17 protein-coding genes are annotated in these 18,348 nt (G+C 68.1%); 10 read left to right on the top strand and 7 right to left on the bottom strand.

All coding sequences use genetic code 11. The features are described from left to right. Positions 1 to 25 precede the first annotated feature (25 nt). The 4 genes from araH (at position 26) to pyrF (ending at position 3,865) form a co-directional block, all read left to right on the top strand. Entirely contained in the window at positions 26 to 1,042 is a 1,017-nt protein-coding gene (gene araH, locus EX20_RS16985) for an L-arabinose ABC transporter permease AraH (protein ID WP_011883237.1), read from the top strand. Between the two features lie 23 nt (positions 1,043 to 1,065). Continuing rightward, on the top strand, positions 1,066 to 1,863 hold the full coding sequence (locus EX20_RS16980; RefSeq protein WP_034194169.1) for an SDR family NAD(P)-dependent oxidoreductase: 798 nt from the start codon (positions 1,066 to 1,068) through the stop codon (positions 1,861 to 1,863). A 73-nt stretch (positions 1,864 to 1,936) separates the two neighbouring features. Continuing rightward, a complete protein-coding gene (locus tag EX20_RS16975; RefSeq protein WP_034194168.1) occupies positions 1,937 to 2,998 on the top strand; it encodes an aldose 1-epimerase in 1,062 nt (353 codons plus the stop codon). A gap of 39 nt (positions 2,999 to 3,037) precedes the next feature. After that, a complete protein-coding gene (pyrF, locus tag EX20_RS16970) occupies positions 3,038 to 3,865 on the top strand; it encodes an orotidine-5'-phosphate decarboxylase (RefSeq protein WP_011883240.1) in 828 nt (275 codons plus the stop codon). Between the two features lie 277 nt (positions 3,866 to 4,142). Here the strand turns inward: pyrF and EX20_RS16965 are convergent, their stop codons facing one another. Genes EX20_RS16965 through thiL form a run of 3 tightly spaced genes read right to left on the bottom strand, consistent with a single transcriptional unit; the run spans position 4,143 to position 6,244 of the window. Next, positions 4,143 to 4,643, bottom strand: a complete 501-nt coding sequence (locus EX20_RS16965) for a CinA family protein (RefSeq protein ID WP_011883241.1) — start codon at positions 4,641 to 4,643, stop codon at positions 4,143 to 4,145. A 31-nt stretch (positions 4,644 to 4,674) separates the two neighbouring features. Then, positions 4,675 to 5,220: a phosphatidylglycerophosphatase A family protein gene (locus tag EX20_RS16960; RefSeq protein WP_034194167.1), complete on the bottom strand. Its 546-nt coding sequence runs from the start codon at positions 5,218 to 5,220 to the stop codon at positions 4,675 to 4,677. Next, positions 5,210 to 6,244 carry a thiamine-phosphate kinase gene (gene thiL, locus EX20_RS16955; RefSeq protein ID WP_051974446.1) on the bottom strand — a complete coding sequence of 345 codons (1,035 nt, stop codon included), beginning with the start codon at positions 6,242 to 6,244 and terminating at the stop codon, positions 5,210 to 5,212. The genes EX20_RS16960 and thiL overlap by 11 nt, the downstream gene beginning before the upstream one ends. Before the next feature lie 100 nt (positions 6,245 to 6,344). Between thiL and EX20_RS16950 the strand changes: the two genes are divergently transcribed. The 3 genes from EX20_RS16950 to EX20_RS16940 all read left to right on the top strand — a co-directional run bounded on the left by EX20_RS16950 (position 6,345) and on the right by EX20_RS16940 (position 10,075). Beyond that, entirely contained in the window at positions 6,345 to 8,687 is a 2,343-nt protein-coding gene (locus EX20_RS16950; protein ID WP_034194166.1) for an NADP-dependent malic enzyme, read from the top strand. Between the two features lie 376 nt (positions 8,688 to 9,063). Further along, positions 9,064 to 9,495, top strand: a complete 432-nt coding sequence (locus EX20_RS16945; protein WP_034194165.1) for a ribonuclease — start codon at positions 9,064 to 9,066, stop codon at positions 9,493 to 9,495. Positions 9,496 to 9,511: 16 nt separating this feature from the next. Continuing rightward, positions 9,512 to 10,075 carry a barstar family protein gene (locus EX20_RS16940; protein ID WP_011883246.1) on the top strand — a complete coding sequence of 188 codons (564 nt, stop codon included), beginning with the start codon at positions 9,512 to 9,514 and terminating at the stop codon, positions 10,073 to 10,075. A 162-nt stretch (positions 10,076 to 10,237) separates the two neighbouring features. Here EX20_RS16940 and EX20_RS16935 read toward each other — a convergent pair whose 3' ends face one another. The 3 genes from EX20_RS16935 to speE form a co-directional block, all read right to left on the bottom strand. After that, positions 10,238 to 11,005, bottom strand: a complete 768-nt coding sequence (locus EX20_RS16935; protein WP_011883247.1) for a 16S rRNA (uracil(1498)-N(3))-methyltransferase — start codon at positions 11,003 to 11,005, stop codon at positions 10,238 to 10,240. Positions 11,006 to 11,022: 17 nt separating this feature from the next. Continuing rightward, positions 11,023 to 11,439 (bottom strand): VOC family protein, encoded by a 417-nt coding sequence (locus EX20_RS16930; protein WP_011883248.1) that lies wholly within the window; start codon positions 11,437 to 11,439, stop codon positions 11,023 to 11,025. Positions 11,440 to 11,572: 133 nt separating this feature from the next. Further along, positions 11,573 to 12,430, bottom strand: a complete 858-nt coding sequence (speE, locus tag EX20_RS16925; RefSeq protein ID WP_011883249.1) for a polyamine aminopropyltransferase — start codon at positions 12,428 to 12,430, stop codon at positions 11,573 to 11,575. A gap of 214 nt (positions 12,431 to 12,644) precedes the next feature. On the opposite strand from speE, the gene tkt reads away from it, so the two are divergent. Together tkt and gap are read left to right on the top strand one after the other, a co-directional pair. Beyond that, a complete protein-coding gene (tkt, locus tag EX20_RS16920; protein ID WP_014722434.1) occupies positions 12,645 to 14,717 on the top strand; it encodes a transketolase in 2,073 nt (690 codons plus the stop codon). Between the two features lie 87 nt (positions 14,718 to 14,804). After that, positions 14,805 to 15,815, top strand: coding sequence for a type I glyceraldehyde-3-phosphate dehydrogenase (gene gap, locus EX20_RS16915; RefSeq protein ID WP_011883251.1), 1,011 nt, complete (start codon positions 14,805 to 14,807; stop codon positions 15,813 to 15,815). Positions 15,816 to 15,984: 169 nt separating this feature from the next. On the opposite strand, the gene EX20_RS16910 is transcribed toward gap, so the two are convergent. Further along, positions 15,985 to 16,707: a FadR/GntR family transcriptional regulator gene (locus tag EX20_RS16910; protein ID WP_014722435.1), complete on the bottom strand. Its 723-nt coding sequence runs from the start codon at positions 16,705 to 16,707 to the stop codon at positions 15,985 to 15,987. 212 nt (positions 16,708 to 16,919) lie between these two features. Here EX20_RS16910 and EX20_RS16905 point away from each other — a divergent pair, with 212 nt between their 5' ends. Beyond that, a complete protein-coding gene (locus EX20_RS16905; RefSeq protein WP_011883253.1) occupies positions 16,920 to 18,242 on the top strand; it encodes a C4-dicarboxylate transporter DctA in 1,323 nt (440 codons plus the stop codon). The last annotated feature ends 106 nt before the right edge of the window (positions 18,243 to 18,348 follow it).

Raw genomic sequence — 18,348 nt, 5'->3', positions numbered from 1 at the left:
CGAAGCAGGAGCAGGAGACACAACCATGCAAGTCAGGGAAAACCTCGCGAGCGCAGCCGTGAAGCCGTCGGCCGACGCGCTGGTGCCGCAGCAGAGCGATCGCCAGAAGTGGTGGCAGCACCTCACCGAATACAGCCTGATCGCGATCTTCGCGGTGATGTTCATCACGATGTCGCTGACGGTCGATCACTTCTTCTCGATCGACAACATGCTCGGCCTCGCGCTGTCGATCTCGCAGATCGGGATGGTCGCGTGCACGATGATGTTCTGTCTCGCGTCGCGCGACTTCGACCTGTCGATCGGCTCGACCGTCGCGTTCTCCGGCGTGCTGTGCGCGATGGTGCTGAACGCGACCGACAACACGCTGGTCGCGATCGTCGCGGCGGTCGCGGCCGGCGCGGCGATCGGCTTCGTGAACGGCGCGGTGATCGCGTATCTGCGCATCAACGCGCTGATCACGACGCTCGCGACGATGGAGATCGTGCGCGGGCTCGGCTTCATCGTGTCGAAGGGGCAGGCGGTCGGCGTGTCGTCGGATACCTTCATCGCGCTGGGCGGGCTGTCGCTGTTCGGCGTGTCGCTGCCGATCTGGGTCACGCTGCTGTGCTTCATCGTGTTCGGCGTGCTGCTGAACCAGACCGTGTACGGCCGCAACACGCTCGCCATCGGCGGCAACCCGGAGGCGTCGCGCCTCGCCGGGATCAACGTCGAGCGCACACGCGTCTACATCTTCCTGATCCAGGGCGCGGTGACCGCGCTCGCGGGCGTGATCCTCGCGTCGCGCATCACGTCGGGCCAGCCGAACGCCGCGCAGGGCTTCGAGCTGAACGTGATCTCCGCGTGCGTGCTCGGCGGCGTGTCGCTGATGGGCGGCCGCGCGACGATCTCGGGCGTCGTGATCGGCGTGCTGATCATGGGCACGGTCGAGAACGTGATGAACCTGCTGAACATCGACGCGTTCTATCAGTACCTGGTGCGCGGCGCGATCCTGCTCGCGGCCGTGCTGCTCGACCAGCTGAAGAACCGCGGCGTACGCGACTGACCGATTCCACGGAGACGATCCGCATGACTCTCGACACTTCCGCGCAGCACGCGCGCTATGCGCGCTACCCGAGCCTCGCCGATCGCGCGGTGCTGATCACGGGCGGCGCGACCGGCATCGGCGCGTCGTTCGTCGAGCACTTCGCGCGCCAGGGCGCGCGCGTCGCGTTCGTCGACCTCGACGCGCCGGCCGGCGCGGCGCTGGCCGAACGCCTCGCCGGCGAGCCCGAGGTACGCCACGCGCCGCTGTTCGTCGCGTGCGACCTGACCGACATCGACGCGCTGCGCGGCACGATCGACGCGATCCGCGCGCGGCTCGGCGCGATCGACGTGCTCGTGAACAACGCGGCGAACGATGCGCGCCACGCGATCGCCGACGTGACGCCCGCGTCGTTCGACGCCGGCATCGCGGTGAACCTGCGTCACCAGTTCTTCGCCGCGCAAGCCGTGATCGACGACATGAAGCGTCAGGGCGGCGGCGCGATCATCAATCTCGGCTCGATCAGCTGGATGCTCAAGAACGGCGGCTACCCCGTCTACGTGATGGCGAAGGCGGCCGTGCAGGGGCTCACGCGCGGGCTCGCACGCGATCTCGGGCCGTTCGGGATCCGCGTGAATTCGCTGGTGCCCGGCTGGGTGATGACCGACAAGCAGCGCAGGCTGTGGCTGGACGACGCGGGCCGCGCGGCGATCAAGGCCGGTCAGTGCATCGACGCCGAATTGCTGCCGGACGATCTCGCGCGCATGGCGCTGTTTCTCGCGGCCGACGACAGCCGGATGATCACCGCGCAGGACGTGGTGGTCGACGGCGGCTGGGCCTGATTGCGATGTCGCGTTCGCACGGCGCCGCGCGAGCGCGCCGTATCGTTTCATCGACGAAGGAAAGGAGTTCGACATGACTGCCACGCCCTCGCGCGCATCGTCGTCCACGAGCCAGACGCGCCGCGCGCGCCTGGCTGCCGCCGCGCAGCCGGTCAGCGCCGGCCCGCAGACCGCCGCGTTCGCGCAGGGCGTCGGCGCCGCGCACGCGGCGGCCGTCACGCTGTCGAACGCGTTGCTGCGGCTCGACGTGCTGCCGCATCTCGGCGGCGGCATCGCGCGCTTCGACTGGCGCGGCGATCACGGCGTGGCGGTGCCGGTGTTCCGCCGCTGCGAGCAGCCGGATAGCGCGACCGATCCGAACGCGCTCGCGTGCTATCCGCTGCTGCCTTACTCGAACCGGATCGGCAACGGCCGCTTCGAATGCGACGGGCGCAACGTCGCGGTGCCGCGCAACCGGCGTGACGAGCCGCTGCCGATTCACGGCGACGGCTGGCTCGCGCGGTGGCAGGTCGACGACGCGACCGCCACGTCGCTGCAGCTGTCGCTCGACCGCGCGAGCGGCGCGCCGTATGCGTTCCGGGCGATCCAGTCGTTCGAGCTCGACGACGCGACGCTGTCGATCGTGCTGTCGATCGAGAACGCCGGGCGCGCGCGGCTGCCGTTCGGGCTCGGCCTGCATCCGTTCGTGGTGCGCGACGACACGACCGAGCTGGCCGCCGCCGCCGGCGGACTGTGGCTGTCGGGCGCCGATTTCCTGCCGGTGCGGCACGTGAGCGTGCCGCCCGCATGGCAGTTCGGCGTCGCGTATCCGCTGCCGCCCACGCTCGTCAATCACGCGTTCACCGGCTGGGGCGGCCACGCGACGATCAGCTGGCCGCGCCGCGCGCTGTCGCTGACGATCGCCGCCGACGTCGACGCGTATGTGCTGTACACGCCGCCCGGCGAGGATTTCTTCTGCTTCGAGCCGGTCGATCATCCGATCAATGCGGTGAACCTGCCGGGCGGCGCGGCCGCGCACGGGATGACGCTGCTCGCGCCCGGCGAACGGCTCACGCGGCGCTTTTCGTTCACCGTCGCGCGCACCGATGCGCGGGTCGACGCGGCCGCGCGCGAAGCGCGCTGGCGACGCGGGTAAAATACGCGGTCTACCAACGGTTTGCCGCGAGTATCCGCCATGTCTTCCCCGCTTACTTTCATCGAATCGCTGCGCGCCGCGTGGCAGCGCACGAATTCGCTGCTGTGCGTCGGCCTCGATCCCGAGCCGTCGCGCTTTCCCGTGCAGTTCGACGGCCAGCCCGATGCGATCTTCGAATTCTGCCGGCAGATCGTCGACGCCACCGCGCCGTATGCGAGCGCGTTCAAGCCGCAGATCGCGTACTTCGCCGCGCATCGCGCGGAAGACCAGCTCGAGCGGCTGATCGCCCATATCCATCTGCAGCATCCGGGCCTGCCCGTGATCCTCGACGCGAAGCGCGGCGACATCGGCAGCACGGCCGAGCAGTACGCGCGCGAAGCGTTCGAGCGCTATCGTGCGGACGCGGTCACGGTCAATCCGTACATGGGCTACGACTCGGTCGAGCCGTACTTCGAGCACGAAGGCAAGGGCGTGATCGTGCTGTGCCGCACGTCGAACCCGGGCGGCTCCGACCTGCAGTTCCTCGACACCAACGGCCGGCCGCTGTACCAGGTGGTCGCCGATCTGGCCGCGAACAAGTGGAACGCGAAGAACGGCCAGCTCGGCCTCGTGGTCGGCGCGACGTTCCCGAACGAGATCGAGGTCGTGCGCGGGATCGTCGGCGACATGCCGCTGCTGATTCCGGGCATCGGCGCGCAGGGCGGCGACGTGCAGGCGACCGTCACCGCGGGCCGCACCGCCGACGGCACCGGGATGATGATCAACTCGTCGCGCGCGATCCTGTACGCGAGCCGTGACGAGGATTTCGCCGAGGCCGCCGCGCTCGCCGCGCAGAAGACGCGCGACGCGATCAACGCGTATCGCTGACCTTGCCGGCCGCCCGTTCGGGCGGCCGCTCGCCGCGCCGGCGTGCGCAGCCGCGCCGCAGCCGCGGACCGCGAACCGCGCGCGTCGATCGCAACGTGTGCCGTGCTGGCGCACGCGAACACCTTCCCGTCGGATTCCTACCGCATCGCCGCGCGGCCAGCGCGCGTTGCTCGCGCTTGTCATCGATCCGTAACGACGGCACGCCGGTGAGACGGCAGACAGAAACCGGATCGTCGTGAAGCACGGCGCGATCCGCCGAGCGGGCGGGGCGGGCGGATCAGCCCTCGCGTTCGTCGAGCAGCTTCAACAGCCCGCGCAGCGCATGCGCGGCCGCCTGCGTGCGGATCTGCTCGCGGTCGCCCTTGAACACGAGCGTCTCGACGTCGGTGTGCAGCCGGTTGCTCCACGCGAACGACACGGTGCCGACCGGCTTCTTCTCGCTGCCGCCGCCCGGCCCGGCGATGCCGGTGACCGACAGCGCGACCTGCGCGCGGCTGTTGCGCAGCGCGCCTTCGGCCATCGCGCGGGCGACCGGCTCGCTGACCGCGCCGTGCTTCTCGATCAGGTCGGGCGGCACGCCGATCATCTCGCTCTTGGCCTGGTTCGAATACGTGACGAAGCCGCGCTCGAACCACTGGCTGCTGCCGGAGATGTCGGTGATCGCGGCGGCGATCATGCCGCCCGTGCAGGACTCGGCGGTGGCGAGCGACAGGTGCTCGTCACGCAGTTTGTTGCCTGCGCGGATCGCAAGCTGATGGACGACTGAATCGGTTGGCATGCGCGTCGGGAAACGGGAGTCGGGAAATCGGTCAGCCGACGACCGAGCGCCACAGCGCGATCACGAGCAGCGTCATGAACGCGGCGACCAGATCGTCGACCATGATGCCGAGCCCGCCTTTCACGCGGCGGTCGAAGTAGCGGATCGGCGGCGGCTTCAACATGTCGAACAGGCGAAACACGACGAACGCCCACAGCTGGCCGACGAAGGTCGCCGGCGTGACGAACAGCATCACGAGCCAGATCGCGACGATTTCATCCCAGACGACGGGGCCCGGATCGGCGTTGCCCATCTTGCGTGCGGTGAAGCCGGTCAGCCAGGTGCCGGCGGCGAAGCCGAGCGCGATCAGCGCCCACCATTCGGGCACCGTCAGATAGCGGTTGAGCACGACGAACGTCAGCCAGCCGAACAGCGTGCCGAACGTGCCGGGCAGGAACGGCGCGAGCCCGCTGCCGAAGCCGAGCGACACGAGGTGCGCCGGGTGCGACAGCATGAAGCGCGCGCTCGCGCGCCGCGGGGCGAGCGGGGCGGCGCCGGGCGCTGCCTCGGCTTGCGCGTGCGTCGGATCAGTGTGCATCGAAGTGGTCGAAGCCGTGCAACGTGAGGGTGAGGGGCGCGCCGGCGGCGTCGCGCCACGCGATCGCGGGCCGCTCCGACGGCGAAGACAACGCGCGTATTGTACCGATTCGCGTGACCCGCACCGCCGCGCTCGCGCCGGCTGCCTCGACCGCCCCGCGGGCCGCGGGCGGCGCGGTGAAGCACAGCTCGTAGTCGTCGCCGCCGGCGAGCGCGCAGCGCCGCTGCACGTCGGGCGGCAACGCCGCGAGCGCCGTCGAGCGCGGCACCGCATCGGCGTCGACGTCCGCGCCCACGTTCGAGCGCGTCAGGATGTGCTGGAGATCGCCGGCGAGCCCGTCCGAGATGTCGAGCGCCGCATGCGCGACGCCGGCGAGCGCGAGCCCGAGCGCAATGCGCGGCTCGGGACGCTCGAGCGCGCGGCGGAACGCCGCTGCGTCGTCGGCGCCGGCGCGCCATTCTCCGCGTGCGACGCCGAGGCCCGCGCGCGCGTCGCCGAGCGTGCCGGACACCCAGACGTCGTCGCCGGGGCGCGCGGCATCGCGCCGCAGCACGGCGTCCGGCGCCACTTCGCCGAACACCGTCACGCACAGGTTCAGCGGCCCGCTCGTCGTGTCGCCGCCGATCAGCTCGCAGCCGAACCGGTCGGCGAGCGCGAACAGCCCGCGGCTGAACGCGTCGAGCCACGCGGCATCCGCGCGTGGCAGCGCGCACGCGAGCGTGAACGCGCGCGGCGCGGCGCCCATCGCGGCGAGGTCGGACAAATTGACCGCGAGCGTCTTGTGACCGAGCGCGTCGGGTGCGACGTCGGGGAAGAAGTGGCGGCCTTCCACCAGCATGTCGGTCGAAATGGCCAGCAGTTTTCCGGAGCGCGGCTCGAGCAGCGCGCAATCGTCGCCGATGCCGAGCGTCGACGTGCGGGCGCCGCGGGCCGCGCGGCGCGCGAAGAAGCGATCGATCAGCGAAAACTCGGACAGGGCGGCTGGCACGGCGGACGGACCCGGAAGCGGTGAAAGGAACGGCATTGTACGAGGCGAACGGCGCCGTTTCTGCACCGTTCAGTCCATTTTTGTCGCGGCTGTTGCACCCGAAACGCCGGTCTGACGGGGTTGGATTGGCGCTACAATGCCGTGGAACAGTCATTCTAATCCGCCCGCCACGAGACACATGTCGACTCAAGCCTCCTCCAAAGCCAAGCTCCGCGAAGCCGCCCTCGACTATCACGAATTCCCGACGCCCGGGAAAATCGCGATCGCGCCCACCAAGCAGATGATCAACCAGCGCGATCTCGCGCTCGCGTATTCGCCCGGCGTCGCGTTCGCGTGCGAGGAGATCGTCGAGAACCCGCTGAACGCCGCGCGCTTCACCGCGCGCAGCAACCTGGTCGGCGTCGTCACGAACGGCACCGCGGTGCTCGGGCTCGGCAACATCGGCCCGCTCGCGTCGAAGCCGGTGATGGAAGGCAAGGCCGTGCTGTTCAAGAAGTTCGCGGGCATCGACGTGTTCGACATCGAACTGAACGAGTCCGACCCGCACAAGCTCGTCGACGTGATCGCCGCGCTCGAGCCGACCTTCGGCGGGATCAACCTCGAGGACATCAAGGCGCCCGACTGCTTCATCGTCGAGCGCGAAGCGCGCAAGCGGATGAAGATTCCGGTGTTCCACGACGACCAGCACGGCACCGCGATCGTCGTGGCCGCGGCCGTCACGAACGGCCTGAAGGTCGTCGGCAAGGACATCAAGAAGGTGAAGCTGGTCGCGTCGGGCGCCGGCGCGGCCGCGCTCGCGTGTCTCGACCTGCTGGTCGACATCGGCCTGCCGCTCGAGAACATCACGGTGACCGACCTGGCCGGCGTGGTGTACAAGGGGCGCGCCGAGCTGATGGACCCGGACAAGGAGCGGTTCGCGCGCGAAACCGATGCGCGCACGCTCGCCGAGGTGATGGAAGGCGCCGACATCTTCCTCGGCCTGTCGGCCGGCGGCGTGCTGAAGCAGGAGATGGTGAAGGGCATGGCCGAACGGCCGATGATCCTCGCGCTCGCGAACCCGACGCCCGAGATCCTGCCCGAACTCGCGCTCGAAGTGCGTCCGGACGCCGTGCTGGCCACCGGCCGCACCGACTATCCGAACCAGGTCAACAACGTGCTGTGCTTCCCGTTCATCTTCCGCGGCGCACTCGACGTCGGCGCGACGACGATCACGCGCGAGATGGAGATTGCGGCGGTCAATGCGATCGCCGAGCTTGCGCAGCACGAGCAGAGCGACATCGTCGCGACCGCGTACGGGATCCAGGATCTGTCGTTCGGCCCCGAATACCTGATTCCGAAGCCGTTCGACCCGCGCCTGATCGTCAAGATCGCGCCGGCCGTCGCGCAGGCCGCGATGGACGGCGGCGTCGCGACGCGCCCGATCGAGGACATGGAGGCGTACAAGCAGCATCTGCAGCAGTTCGTCTATCACAGCGGCACGACGATGAAGCCGATCTTCCAGATCGCGCGCGCCGCGCCCGGCGAGAAGAAGCGCGTCGTGTTCGCGGAGGGCGAGGAAGAGCGCGTGTTGCGCGCGGTTCAGATCATCGTCGACGAGAAGCTCGCGAAGCCGATCCTGATCGGCCGCCCGTCGGTGATCGAGCACCGTATCCAGCGCTACGGGCTGCGCCTGACGCCGGGCGCCGATTTCACCGTCGTCAACACCGAGCACGACGAGCGCTACCGCGATTTCTGGCAGACGTACCACAAGATGATGGCGCGCAAGGGCATCAGCGAGCAGTTGGCGCGTGTGGAGATGCGTCGTCGCACGACGCTGATCGGCTCGATGCTGGTGAAGAAGGGCGAAGCGGACGGGATGATCTGCGGCACGATCAGCACCACGCACCGCCACCTGCACTTCATCGACCAGGTGATCGGCAAGCGCCCGGGCTGCAGCGTCTACGCGGCGATGAACGGCCTCGTGCTGCCGGGCCGCCAGATCTTCCTGGTCGACACGCACGTGAACGTCGATCCGACCCCGGAGGAACTCGCCGAGATCACGATCATGGCCGCCGAGGAAGTGCGCCGGTTCGGCATCGAGCCGAAGGTCGCGCTGCTGTCGCATTCCAATTTCGGGACGAGCAACGCGCCGTCCGCGCAGAAGATGCGCGATACGCTCGCGATCCTGCAGGAACGCGCGCCGGAACTGAAGGTCGACGGCGAGATGCACGGCGACGTCGCGCTCGACGCGGCGCTGCGCAAGGAAATCCTGCCCGAATCGACGCTCGAGGGCGACGCGAACCTGCTGATCCTGCCGAACATCGATTCGGCGAACATCGCGTACAACCTGTTGAAGACGGCCGCCGGCAACAACATCGCGATCGGGCCGATCCTGCTGGGCGCCGCGCAGCCGGTGCACGTGCTGACCGAATCGGCGACCGTTCGCCGCATCGTCAACATGGCGGCGCTGCTGGTCGCCGACGTGAACGCGTCGCGCTGAGCCAACACGCGGGTGCCGCCCGGTCGAACCGGCGCGGCACAGCGGATGAAATTGTCAACAAAGGCAAAAAGAGGCGTGCCCGCAACGGGCACGCCGTCGGGTATCGCGCGAAGGCGCTTTCCCTAATCAACAACGGCATCTCTCCACTCCGGGTAATGAGCGTGGCAAGGAGGCAGATCTCGCCAGGTGACAGATGCCGCCGCCATTTTATCCTATGAAAGATAAAAGTGATGTGATTTAGGTAAAAAATGCCCGTTGCGGCGGGGCATCGGGCTTTCGGTTTCCAAACGAACATTGATTCGCGGGAACAATAGCGCTACGCTAACGCCTTTGGTTGGTCGTCAACTACTTGATTTAACAGCGGGAACCCTGGTTCATGGCACGCAAGTGGCTCCGCAACGGCGCGCTCGCGTCCGTCTTCGCGATGTTTGCGATGGGTATCGTCGGCGCGCCGACGGGCAGTCTGGTTTCCGCCGCATACGCACGGCAGGCCGCTTCGGCCGACGTGGCCGCAGCCGGGGTCGATACGGTCCCCGCGGCGCGTTTGCCGCGCGAGGCCGTGACCACGCTTGGCCTGATCGCCGACGGCGGCCCCTATCCTTACGAGAAGGACGGCGTCGTGTTCGGCAATCGCGAACGGATCCTGCCCAAGGCGAAGCGCGGCTACTACCACGAGTACACGATCCCGACGCCGCGCGCGCGCAATCGCGGCGCGCGTCGGATCGTCTGTGGCGGGCCGCTGCGCCGGACCGACAACTGTTATTACACAGACGACCACTACAACAGTTTTAAACGTATTGTTGAATGACTTCGGGATGAACGGCATGAGCGACTCCATCTACGCGCACGATACGGCGGCGGCGGAACTGTTCGCGGCCGGCGACGGCAATCTGTTTCAGCGCGTGATGCAACTACACGCGGCGGCACAGGCCGGCGGCGCGCCTGAGCAACAGGCGGCCGAGCCCGGGCTTTCATCGAACGAGGAGCCTATGAGCCTTTTCACGACCGTCCGACCCAATCTCGTGCAGTCGATCCGCGCGTTCCGCGTGCAGGATCTCGCCGACGAAGCCGGTCGGCTCGGCCAGCATTTCCTGTATGCGTATTGCGGCGCCGCGCAGTCGAAGCAGGAAGTGATGGAGACGATCGCGACGTCGTTTCTGTTTCCAAAGCATTTCGGCAAGAACTACGACGCGCTGTACGACTGCCTGACCGATCTCGTCGCGAAGGCCGGCGCACAGCCCGGTTTCGTGATCGTCCTCGAAGGGCTGCCGATCGCGCAGAAGTTCGACAAGGAAGGGCGCGAGACGCTGCTCGACGTGTTCCGCGAGGCCGCGGAGTTCTGGGCCGAGCGCAAGGTCGCGTTCCGCGTGTTCTATTCGTTCGCGTAAGCGCAGGTGCGGCGGCCGCCTACGCGGCCCATCCTGCAGGAAGCCCGCGTCGAGCGGGCTTTTTTGCGTCCGCGCTCGCGCGGGCCGGGCGCAGCCGGTGCTCGATATGCGACTCGCCGAGAGTTCGGGGCCGCCGCTTGCCACGCGCGGCGGCCCGCCGCATCACCACCCGCCCCAGCGCGCGGCCAGCGCCGCGAGCACGGCCGCGCCGGCCGTTTCGGTGCGCAGCACGCGCGGGCCGAGCGACAGCGCGGTGAAGCCGTGCGCACGCGCCGCGTTTTCCTCGTCCGGCGACAACCCGCCTTCCGGCCCGATCAGCAGGGTGACCGTAGCCGCGGGCGGCTGATCCGGCAGCGACGCGAACGGAATGCTCGCGCGCGGCGACAGCAGCAGCCGCAACTCGCCGTCGGCCGGCGCCGCGGGCAGCGCGTCGAGCCACGCGCCGAACCCGCGCACCGCGGCGACCTCGGGCACGCGGTTGCGCCCGCACTGCTCGCACGATGCGCGCACGACGCCGCGCCAGTGCGCGACGCGCTTGTCCGCGCGCTCGCCCGACAGCTTCACGACGCCGCGCGCCGTCGTCAGCGGCACGACCGCCGCGACGCCGAGTTCGACGGCCTTCTCGATCACCCAGTCCATCTTGTCGCCGCCGGCGATGCCTTGCGCGAGCGTCACACGGTACGGCGGCTCGGCCTCGACCGGCTCGAACGCGTCGAGCTGCGCAAGCGCGTTGCGCTTGTCGATCTCGACGAGCTGCGCGCGGTACTGTCCGCCGCTGCCGTCGAACAGCACCAGCGCGTCGCCGGGCTCCAGCCGCAGCACCTGCGCGTGACGCGCGACGTCGGCCGGCAACGCGAGCGTCGCGCCGGCGCGCAGCGTCGCTTCGACGAAAAAGCGCGGCACGGCCGCGGTGGTGGTCGCCTCGTTCATCTCGATTGCGGCTCCGTTCATGGGCGCACCCGGCACGCGAGTGCCCAGCGGTAGCCGTCGAGATCCTCGATCTGCGCGAAGCGGTCGCCCCAGAACTGGTCCTGCGGCGCGCTCAGCGACTTCGCGCCCGCATCGAGCGCGCGCTGCCAGGTCGCGTCGACGTCGTCGACGTACAGATAGAACGACTGCGGCGCGGTCGCGTTCGCATGCTTCGGCGTGAGCGCGGTCGAGCCGAATGCGCCTTCGGGCGCGAACATCACGATCAGCTGATCGTGATAGGTCATCTCGACGTGCATGATCGCGCCGTCCTCGTCATGGACGTCGCGCAGCGCGAAACCGAATGCGGCCTTGAAGAAGTCGATGGCGGCGCGCGCGTTGCGCACGGCCAGATAAGGCGTCAACCAAGGCACGTTGGCCGGACGTGGATCGGTCATCAAATCTCCTGTGGAAAGGTCGTCGCGCGGGCGTTCGGCCGCATGCGGCCGCCGCGACGGGCGTTTACCGCGCCCGCCCGCTGCGCGCCGACGAGCGCGCGATCAACCGGCATCACGACGCGTTGCGCCAAGCTCAGCGGCGCCCGCCCAGTGTATCGCGCAGCGCGCGCGGCAGGGCAAAGAGGGCCGCATGAAGTCGCGCATCGTAGTAGCGCAATCCGTGCACGCGGCGGGCGGCGAGCCGCTCGTCGACGTCGTGTGCGAACAGCGCGGCCGCGTCGAGCGTGTCGCTCGCGATCGCCATCAGCCATTGGGAGCCGTACAGCGGCACGTGCGCGGACAGCGGGTCGACGAACGCGAAGCTCGCGCGCAGATCGTCGAGCAGCGCGGCGATGCGCGCCGCATGGAACAGCGGCGAGCCCAGATGCATCGACAGCGCGGCGCGCGGCGTCAGGATCCGCTTGAGCCGCGCGTAGAACTCGCGCGTATAGAGGCCGGCCGCCGGCGAGTCGGGCGGCGTGAGGTCGAACACGACGAGATCGAAATGCTCGACGGTCGACGCGACGAACTGCGCGGCGTCGCCGATCACGACCTCGACGCGCGGATCGTCGAGCGCGCCCTGGTGCACGTCGTCGAGATAGCGGCGCGCCATCCCGACCACTTCGTCGTCGAGTTCGGCGACGACGATCCGCTCGATGCACGCGTGCTTGAGCAACTGGCGCGCGGCGCCGCCGTCGCCGCCGCCGAGCACGAGCGCCTTCTTCGGGCACGGATGCGCGAGCGCGGCCGGGTGCGTCATGCACTCGTGGTACACGTATTCGTCGCCGACCGACGTCATCGGCCGGCCGTCGAGCGTGAACAGGCGGCCGAGCTGCGGGGTGTCCCACACTTCGATGTGCTGGTGCGGCGAGGCGACGTGCGCGAGCCGTCGCGCGTTGGGAAAGCCGTACGCGGCGTCGGGCGTGGGATGAAAAAGGAGGGTCGTGCTCACGGGGGGCGCGCGGGGCGGGCAGTTCCGACGCCTGAATTATAGGAGGCGCGCGGTTTGCCGGAAATGCGTGCCCGAACACGGAGCGCCGGCAGGGGAAATGTCGGCCCATCTGTTAAAATGCCGAGCTTTGCAGCCCCGTCCGTCGGCTCCGTCCGCTTCGCGTCCTTCAGGCGCCGCATCGCGCGCCGGGAACGTTCGACGCTCGAGCTTCCGGATGCCGCCGTGCTCCCGTTTCCTCGACTCGTTCTCCGGACTCGACATGACGACTTCGTCTCCCGCCTCCACCACTTTGATGGCCAACGCGATCCGTGCGCTCGCGATGGACGCCGTCCAGCAAGCGAACTCCGGCCACCCCGGCATGCCGATGGGCATGGCCGAAATCGGCGTGGCGCTGTGGTCGCGTCACCTCAAGCACAACCCGACGAACCCGCATTGGGCAGACCGCGACCGTTTCGTGCTGTCGAACGGCCATGGCTCGATGCTGCTGTACTCGCTGCTGCACCTGACCGGCTACGACCTGCCGATCGAAGAGCTGAAGAACTTCCGCCAGCTGCACTCCAAGACGCCGGGCCATCCGGAATACGGCATCACGCCGGGCGTCGAGACGACCACCGGCCCGCTCGGCCAGGGTCTCGCGAACGCCGTCGGGATGGCGCTCGGCGAAGCGCTGATGGCCGACGAGTTCAACCGTGACGGCGCGAAGATCGTCGACCACCACACCTACGTGTTCCTCGGCGACGGCTGCCTGATGGAAGGCATCTCGCACGAAGCCTGCTCGCTGGCCGGCACGCTGAAGCTGAACAAGCTGATCGCGCTGTACGACGACAACGGCATCTCGATCGACGGCGACGTCGTCAACTGGTTCCACGACGACACGCCGAAGCGCTTCGAGGCGTACGGCTGGAACGTGATCCCGAACGTGAACGGTCACGACGTCGACGCGGTCGACGCCGCGATCGCCAAGGCCAAGCTGTCGGACAAGCCGACGCTGATCTGCTGCAAGACGGTGATCGGCAAGGGCGCGGCCACCAAGGCGGGCGGCCACGACGTGCACGGCGCGGCGCTCGGCGCGGAAGAAATCGCGAAGACGCGCGCCGCGCTCGGCTGGACCTGGGAGCCGTTCGTGATTCCGCAGGAAGTCTATGCGGCATGGGACGCGAAGGACGCCGGCCAGCGCGCCGAAGCGGCTTGGAGCGACACGTTCGCGCAGTACCGCGCGAAGTACCCGGCCGAAGCAGCCGAATTCGAGCGCCGGATGGCCAACAAGCTGCCGGCCGACTGGGCCGAGAAGGCTGCGGCGATCGTCGCCGGCGCGAACCAGCGCGGCGAGACGGTCGCGACCCGCAAGGCGTCGCAGCAGGCGATCGAAGGGCTCGCCGCGGTGCTGCCGGAACTGCTCGGCGGCTCGGCCGACCTGACCGGCTCGAACCTGACCAACTGGAAGGCGTCGAAGGCGGTGCGCGCGAATCCGGAAGGCGCGGGCGTCGTGCTCGGCAACCACATCAACTACGGCGTGCGCGAATTCGGCATGAGCGCCGCGATCAACGGCCTCGCGCTGCACGGCGGCCACAAGCCGTTCGGCGGCACGTTCCTGACGTTCTCCGACTACAGCCGCAACGCGCTGCGCGTCGCGTCGCTGATGAAGGTGCCGTCGATCTTCGTGTTCACGCACGACTCGATCGGCCTCGGCGAAGACGGCCCGACGCACCAGTCGATCGAACACGTATCGAGCCTGCGCCTGATCCCGAACCACGACGTGTGGCGTCCGGCCGACACGGTCGAGACGGCCGTCGCATGGACCCACGCGGTTGCCGCCGACCGTCCGTCGAGCCTGATCTTCAGCCGCCAGAACCTCGCGTTCAACCCGCGTACCGATGCGCAGATCGCGAACATCGAGAAGGGCGGCTACGTGCTGAAGGACTGGGACGACGAGATCGTCGCGCGCAAGATCATCCTGATCGCGACGGGCTCCGAAGTCGAACTCGCGATGAAGGCCGTCGAGCCGCTCGCGCAGCAGGGCATCGCGGCGCGCGTCGTGTCGATGCCGTCGACCAACGTGTTCGACCGCCAGGACGCCGAGTACCGCGAGCGCGTGCTGCCGCACGGCGTGCGCCGCGTTGCGATCGAAGCGGGCGTGACCGGCTTCTGGCACAAGTACGTCGGCCTCGAAGGCGGCGTCGTCGGGATCGACACGTTCGGCGAATCGGCGCCGGCCGGCGTGCTGTTCAAGTACTTCGGCTTCACCGTCGAGCACGTGATCGAGACGGCGAAGGCCGTGCTGGCCTAAGAGCATTCGCGGCGCGCGCGGCCGGCCGCGCGCGTCGCACCGTGAAGCTGCACGAAACGAATTTTTTCAGCCATCAGGAGATAGACCATGACGATCCGCGTCGCAATCAACGGCTACGGCCGTATCGGCCGCAACACGCTGCGCGCGTTTTATGAAAACGGCAAGAAGCACGATCTCGAGATCGTCGCGATCAACGATCTGGGCGATGCGAAGACGAACGCGCACCTGACCCAGTACGACACCGCGCACGGCAAGTTCCCGGGCGAAGTGTCGGTCGACGGCGACTACCTGGTCGTGAACGGCGACAAGATCCGCGTGCTCGCGAACCGCAACCCGGCAGAACTGCCGTGGGGCGAGCTGGGCGTCGACGTCGTGATGGAATGCACGGGCTTCTTCACGTCGAAGGAAAAGGCGAGCGCCCACCTGAAGGGCGGCGCGAAGAAGGTGATCATCTCGGCGCCGGGCGGCAAGGACGTCGACGCGACGATCGTCTACGGCGTGAACCACAACGTGCTGAAGGCCGAGCACACGGTCATCTCGAACGCATCGTGCACGACGAACTGCCTGGCGCCGCTCGTCAAGCCGCTGAACGACCAGATCGGCCTCGAAACCGGCCTGATGACGACGATCCACGCCTACACGAACGACCAGGTGCTGACGGACGTCTATCACGAAGACCTGCGCCGCGCGCGTTCGGCCACGCACAGCCAGATCCCGACCAAGACGGGTGCTGCTTCGGCGGTCGGCCTGGTGCTGCCGGAACTGAACGGCAAGCTCGACGGCTATGCGATCCGCGTCCCGACGATCAACGTGTCGATCGTCGACCTGTCGTTCATCGCGAAGCGCGACACGACGGTCGAGGAAGTCAACGCGATCATGAAGGAAGCTTCGGAAGGCGCGCTGAAGGGCATCCTCGGCTACAACGACGCACCGCTGGTGTCGATCGACTTCAACCACAACCCGGCTTCGTCGACGTTCGACGCAACGCTGACCAAGGTGTCGGGCCGTCTCGTCAAGGTGTCGAGCTGGTACGACAACGAGTGGGGTTTCTCGAATCGCATGCTCGATACGGCAGTCGCATTCGCGAACGCGAAGTAAGTCTGCGAATCGTGCGGCCGCGGCGACGCGGCCGGCGCGATGCACGAACCCGGCCCGGTTATTCGGCCGGGTTTTTTATTGTCCGGCGCTACATGAGCAGCGCGCCGAGCCGTTTCCCCGGCCCGCGAGCGCCAGGTGCGCGACTGCCATGCGACGCCCGCGCCGTGCGTCAACCGCCCGGCGTCGGAAAGAAGATCCCGGCACGGCGCGCAGCATTCGTGATGTGCGTCTCGATCGCATCGCCCGCCGCGGCCGCGTCGCGCGCGCTCAGCGCATCGACGATCGCGCGGTGCTCCTGCCACGTCGACAGCAGCAGCTCGCGCCGGTAGAACGGCATGCGCTGGCTTTCCTTCATGATGTCCGCGCTGCTGCGCAGCACCGACTCGATCGCCGCGTTGCCGGCGAGATGAATGATCCGCATGTGGAAGTCGAAGTCGAGGCGCGACGCTTCGTCGAGCTCGCTTTCGGTCAAGGCGACGTGCAGCTCGGCAAGGTTGTCCTCGAACCACGCGATGTCGTCGTCGGTGACGACGTGCGCGGCCATCCGCGCGGCGAAGCCTTCGAGCGCATAGCGCATCTGGTACGTGTCGGGCGGCGACGATTGCTCGGCGAACTGCCACGCATGCGCGGCGCTCGCCTGCGCGCTCTCCACATAGACGCCCTTGCCGGCGCGGATGCGCAGCATCCCGAGCGCCTCGAGCGTGGACAGCGCCTCGCGCAGCGACGCGCGGCTGATCTCCAGCTCCTCGGAGAGCTGACGCTGGGCCGGCAGCAGGCTGCCGACCGGATACACGCCTGCCTCGATCCGGTCGCGGATCGTCGCGATGGCGGCGTCGGTCACGGTGTGCGGAACGTTTTTCATGATCTGTGCAATGGCCGGTCTGACCGGCATTGTAATCCGCACGCGCGCCGCGCACGACGGCGCTACGGGTAAGCCACGACCCATCGCGTTCCGGCCCCCGTCGTGCCGGGCTCGAAGCGCGGGAAATCCCTATTTTGTCCATCCTTGACGCGACTATATCGGCTTCCTACTATCCACCATAACAGCACTGGTCATACCAGTATGAACAGACGAAACTGCAACCGTTGGATCGGGAGAGCGCCGTGTCGAAATTCCTCAATTCGCTGTTTGGCCGGGTAGTCATCGCATTGATTCTCGGGGTGGCGCTCGGTGCGTTCTTCCCGCATTTCGCCGAGTCGCTGCGGCCGCTCGGCGACGGTTTCCTGAAGCTCATCAAGATGGTCATCGGCCCGATCGTGTTCTGCGTCGTGGTCAGCGGGATGGCCAACGCGGGCGACCTGAAGAAGGTCGGCCGGGTCGGCCTGAAGGCGGTCGTCTACTTCGAGGTGATGACGACGCTCGCGCTCGGCATCGGCCTCGTGCTCGCCTGGCTCACGCGCCCGGGCGTCGGGATGAACATCGACCTGCGCTCGCTCGACGCGGCGTCGCTGTCGACGTACGCGAAGAACGCCGAAAGCCTGAAGGACACGGCCGGCTACCTGATGAAGATCATCCCGGAGACCGCGATCGACGCCTTCGCGAAGGGCGACATCCTGCAGATCCTGGTGTTCGCGGTGCTGTTCGGCTCGGCGCTGTCGCTGCTCGGCGACAAGGCGCAGCGGGTGAACGGCCTGATCGACGAGCTGTCGCACGTGTTCTTCCGCATCATCGGCTTCATCATCAAGCTCGCGCCGCTCGGCGTGCTCGGCGCGATCGCGTTCACGACCGGCAAGTACGGCGTCGCGTCGCTCAAGCAGCTCGGCTACCTCGTCGCGGTGTTCTACCTGAGCTGCTTCGTGTTCGTCACGGTCGTGCTGGGCATCGTGATGCGCATCGCCGGCTTCTCGGTGTTCAAGCTGATCCGCTACCTGCGCGAGGAGCTGTCGATCGTGCTCGGCACGGCGTCGTCGGACGCGGTGTTGCCGCAGGTCATGAGCAAGCTCGAATACATGGGCATCAAGGATTCGACCGTCGGCCTCGTGATCCCGACCGGCTATTCGTTCAATCTCGACGGCTTCTCGATCTACCTGACGCTCGCCGTGCTGTTCATCGCGCAGGCCACCAACACGCCGCTGTCGACGCACGACCTGATCGTCGTGCTGCTCGTGTCGCTCGTCACGTCGAAGGGCGCGCACGGGATTCCGGGCTCGGCGATCGTGATCCTCGCGGCGACGCTGTCGGCGATTCCCGCGATTCCCGTGCTCGGCCTCGTGCTGATTCTGCCGGTCGACTGGTTCGTCGGCATCGCGCGCGCCGTGACCAACCTGATCGGCAACTGTGTCGCGACGGTCGTCGTTGCGGTCTGGGAGAACGACATCGACCGCGTGCGCGCCAAGCGCGTGCTGAACCGCGAGCTGTGCTACGTGCCGGCGGCCGAGCAGGGCGCCGCCGCACCGGTGGCCGGCGATCAGGCGCACGCGCTCTGAGCCCCACGCGCGCGTCGCGGCTTCCCCGGCCGCGGCGCGCGAATTCCTTTCCCGCGGCCGGCGTGACGATCCGCCGGCCGCCGCCAAAATCAAGATAGTGGAGACG

The sequence above is a fragment of the Burkholderia sp. WP42 genome (genome assembly GCF_000745665.1).
Classification (GTDB): domain Bacteria; phylum Pseudomonadota; class Gammaproteobacteria; order Burkholderiales; family Burkholderiaceae; genus Burkholderia; species Burkholderia vietnamiensis.
Note: the sequence above shows the minus strand (reverse complement) of the source record. Positions and strands in the feature narration are given on the sequence as shown.

Coding starts and splice junctions, on each gene's coding strand:
- EX20_RS16980 (WP_034194169.1), top strand. CDS start 1,066: ATGACTCTCGACACTTCCGCGCAGCACGCGCGCTATGCGCGCTACCCG.
- thiL (WP_051974446.1), bottom strand. CDS start 6,244: ATGCCGTTCCTTTCACCGCTTCCGGGTCCGTCCGCCGTGCCAGCCGCC.
- EX20_RS16910 (WP_014722435.1), bottom strand. CDS start 16,707: ATGCCGGTCAGACCGGCCATTGCACAGATCATGAAAAACGTTCCGCAC.
- EX20_RS16975 (WP_034194168.1), top strand. CDS start 1,937: ATGACTGCCACGCCCTCGCGCGCATCGTCGTCCACGAGCCAGACGCGC.
- EX20_RS16965 (WP_011883241.1), bottom strand. CDS start 4,643: ATGCCAACCGATTCAGTCGTCCATCAGCTTGCGATCCGCGCAGGCAAC.
- EX20_RS16950 (WP_034194166.1), top strand. CDS start 6,345: ATGCCGTGGAACAGTCATTCTAATCCGCCCGCCACGAGACACATGTCG.
- tkt (WP_014722434.1), top strand. CDS start 12,645: ATGCCGCCGTGCTCCCGTTTCCTCGACTCGTTCTCCGGACTCGACATG.
- EX20_RS16935 (WP_011883247.1), bottom strand. CDS start 11,005: ATGAACGAGGCGACCACCACCGCGGCCGTGCCGCGCTTTTTCGTCGAA.
- gap (WP_011883251.1), top strand. CDS start 14,805: ATGACGATCCGCGTCGCAATCAACGGCTACGGCCGTATCGGCCGCAAC.
- pyrF (WP_011883240.1), top strand. CDS start 3,038: ATGTCTTCCCCGCTTACTTTCATCGAATCGCTGCGCGCCGCGTGGCAG.
- EX20_RS16945 (WP_034194165.1), top strand. CDS start 9,064: ATGGCACGCAAGTGGCTCCGCAACGGCGCGCTCGCGTCCGTCTTCGCG.
- EX20_RS16930 (WP_011883248.1), bottom strand. CDS start 11,439: ATGACCGATCCACGTCCGGCCAACGTGCCTTGGTTGACGCCTTATCTG.
- araH (WP_011883237.1), top strand. CDS start 26: ATGCAAGTCAGGGAAAACCTCGCGAGCGCAGCCGTGAAGCCGTCGGCC.
- EX20_RS16940 (WP_011883246.1), top strand. CDS start 9,512: ATGAGCGACTCCATCTACGCGCACGATACGGCGGCGGCGGAACTGTTC.
- EX20_RS16960 (WP_034194167.1), bottom strand. CDS start 5,220: ATGCACACTGATCCGACGCACGCGCAAGCCGAGGCAGCGCCCGGCGCC.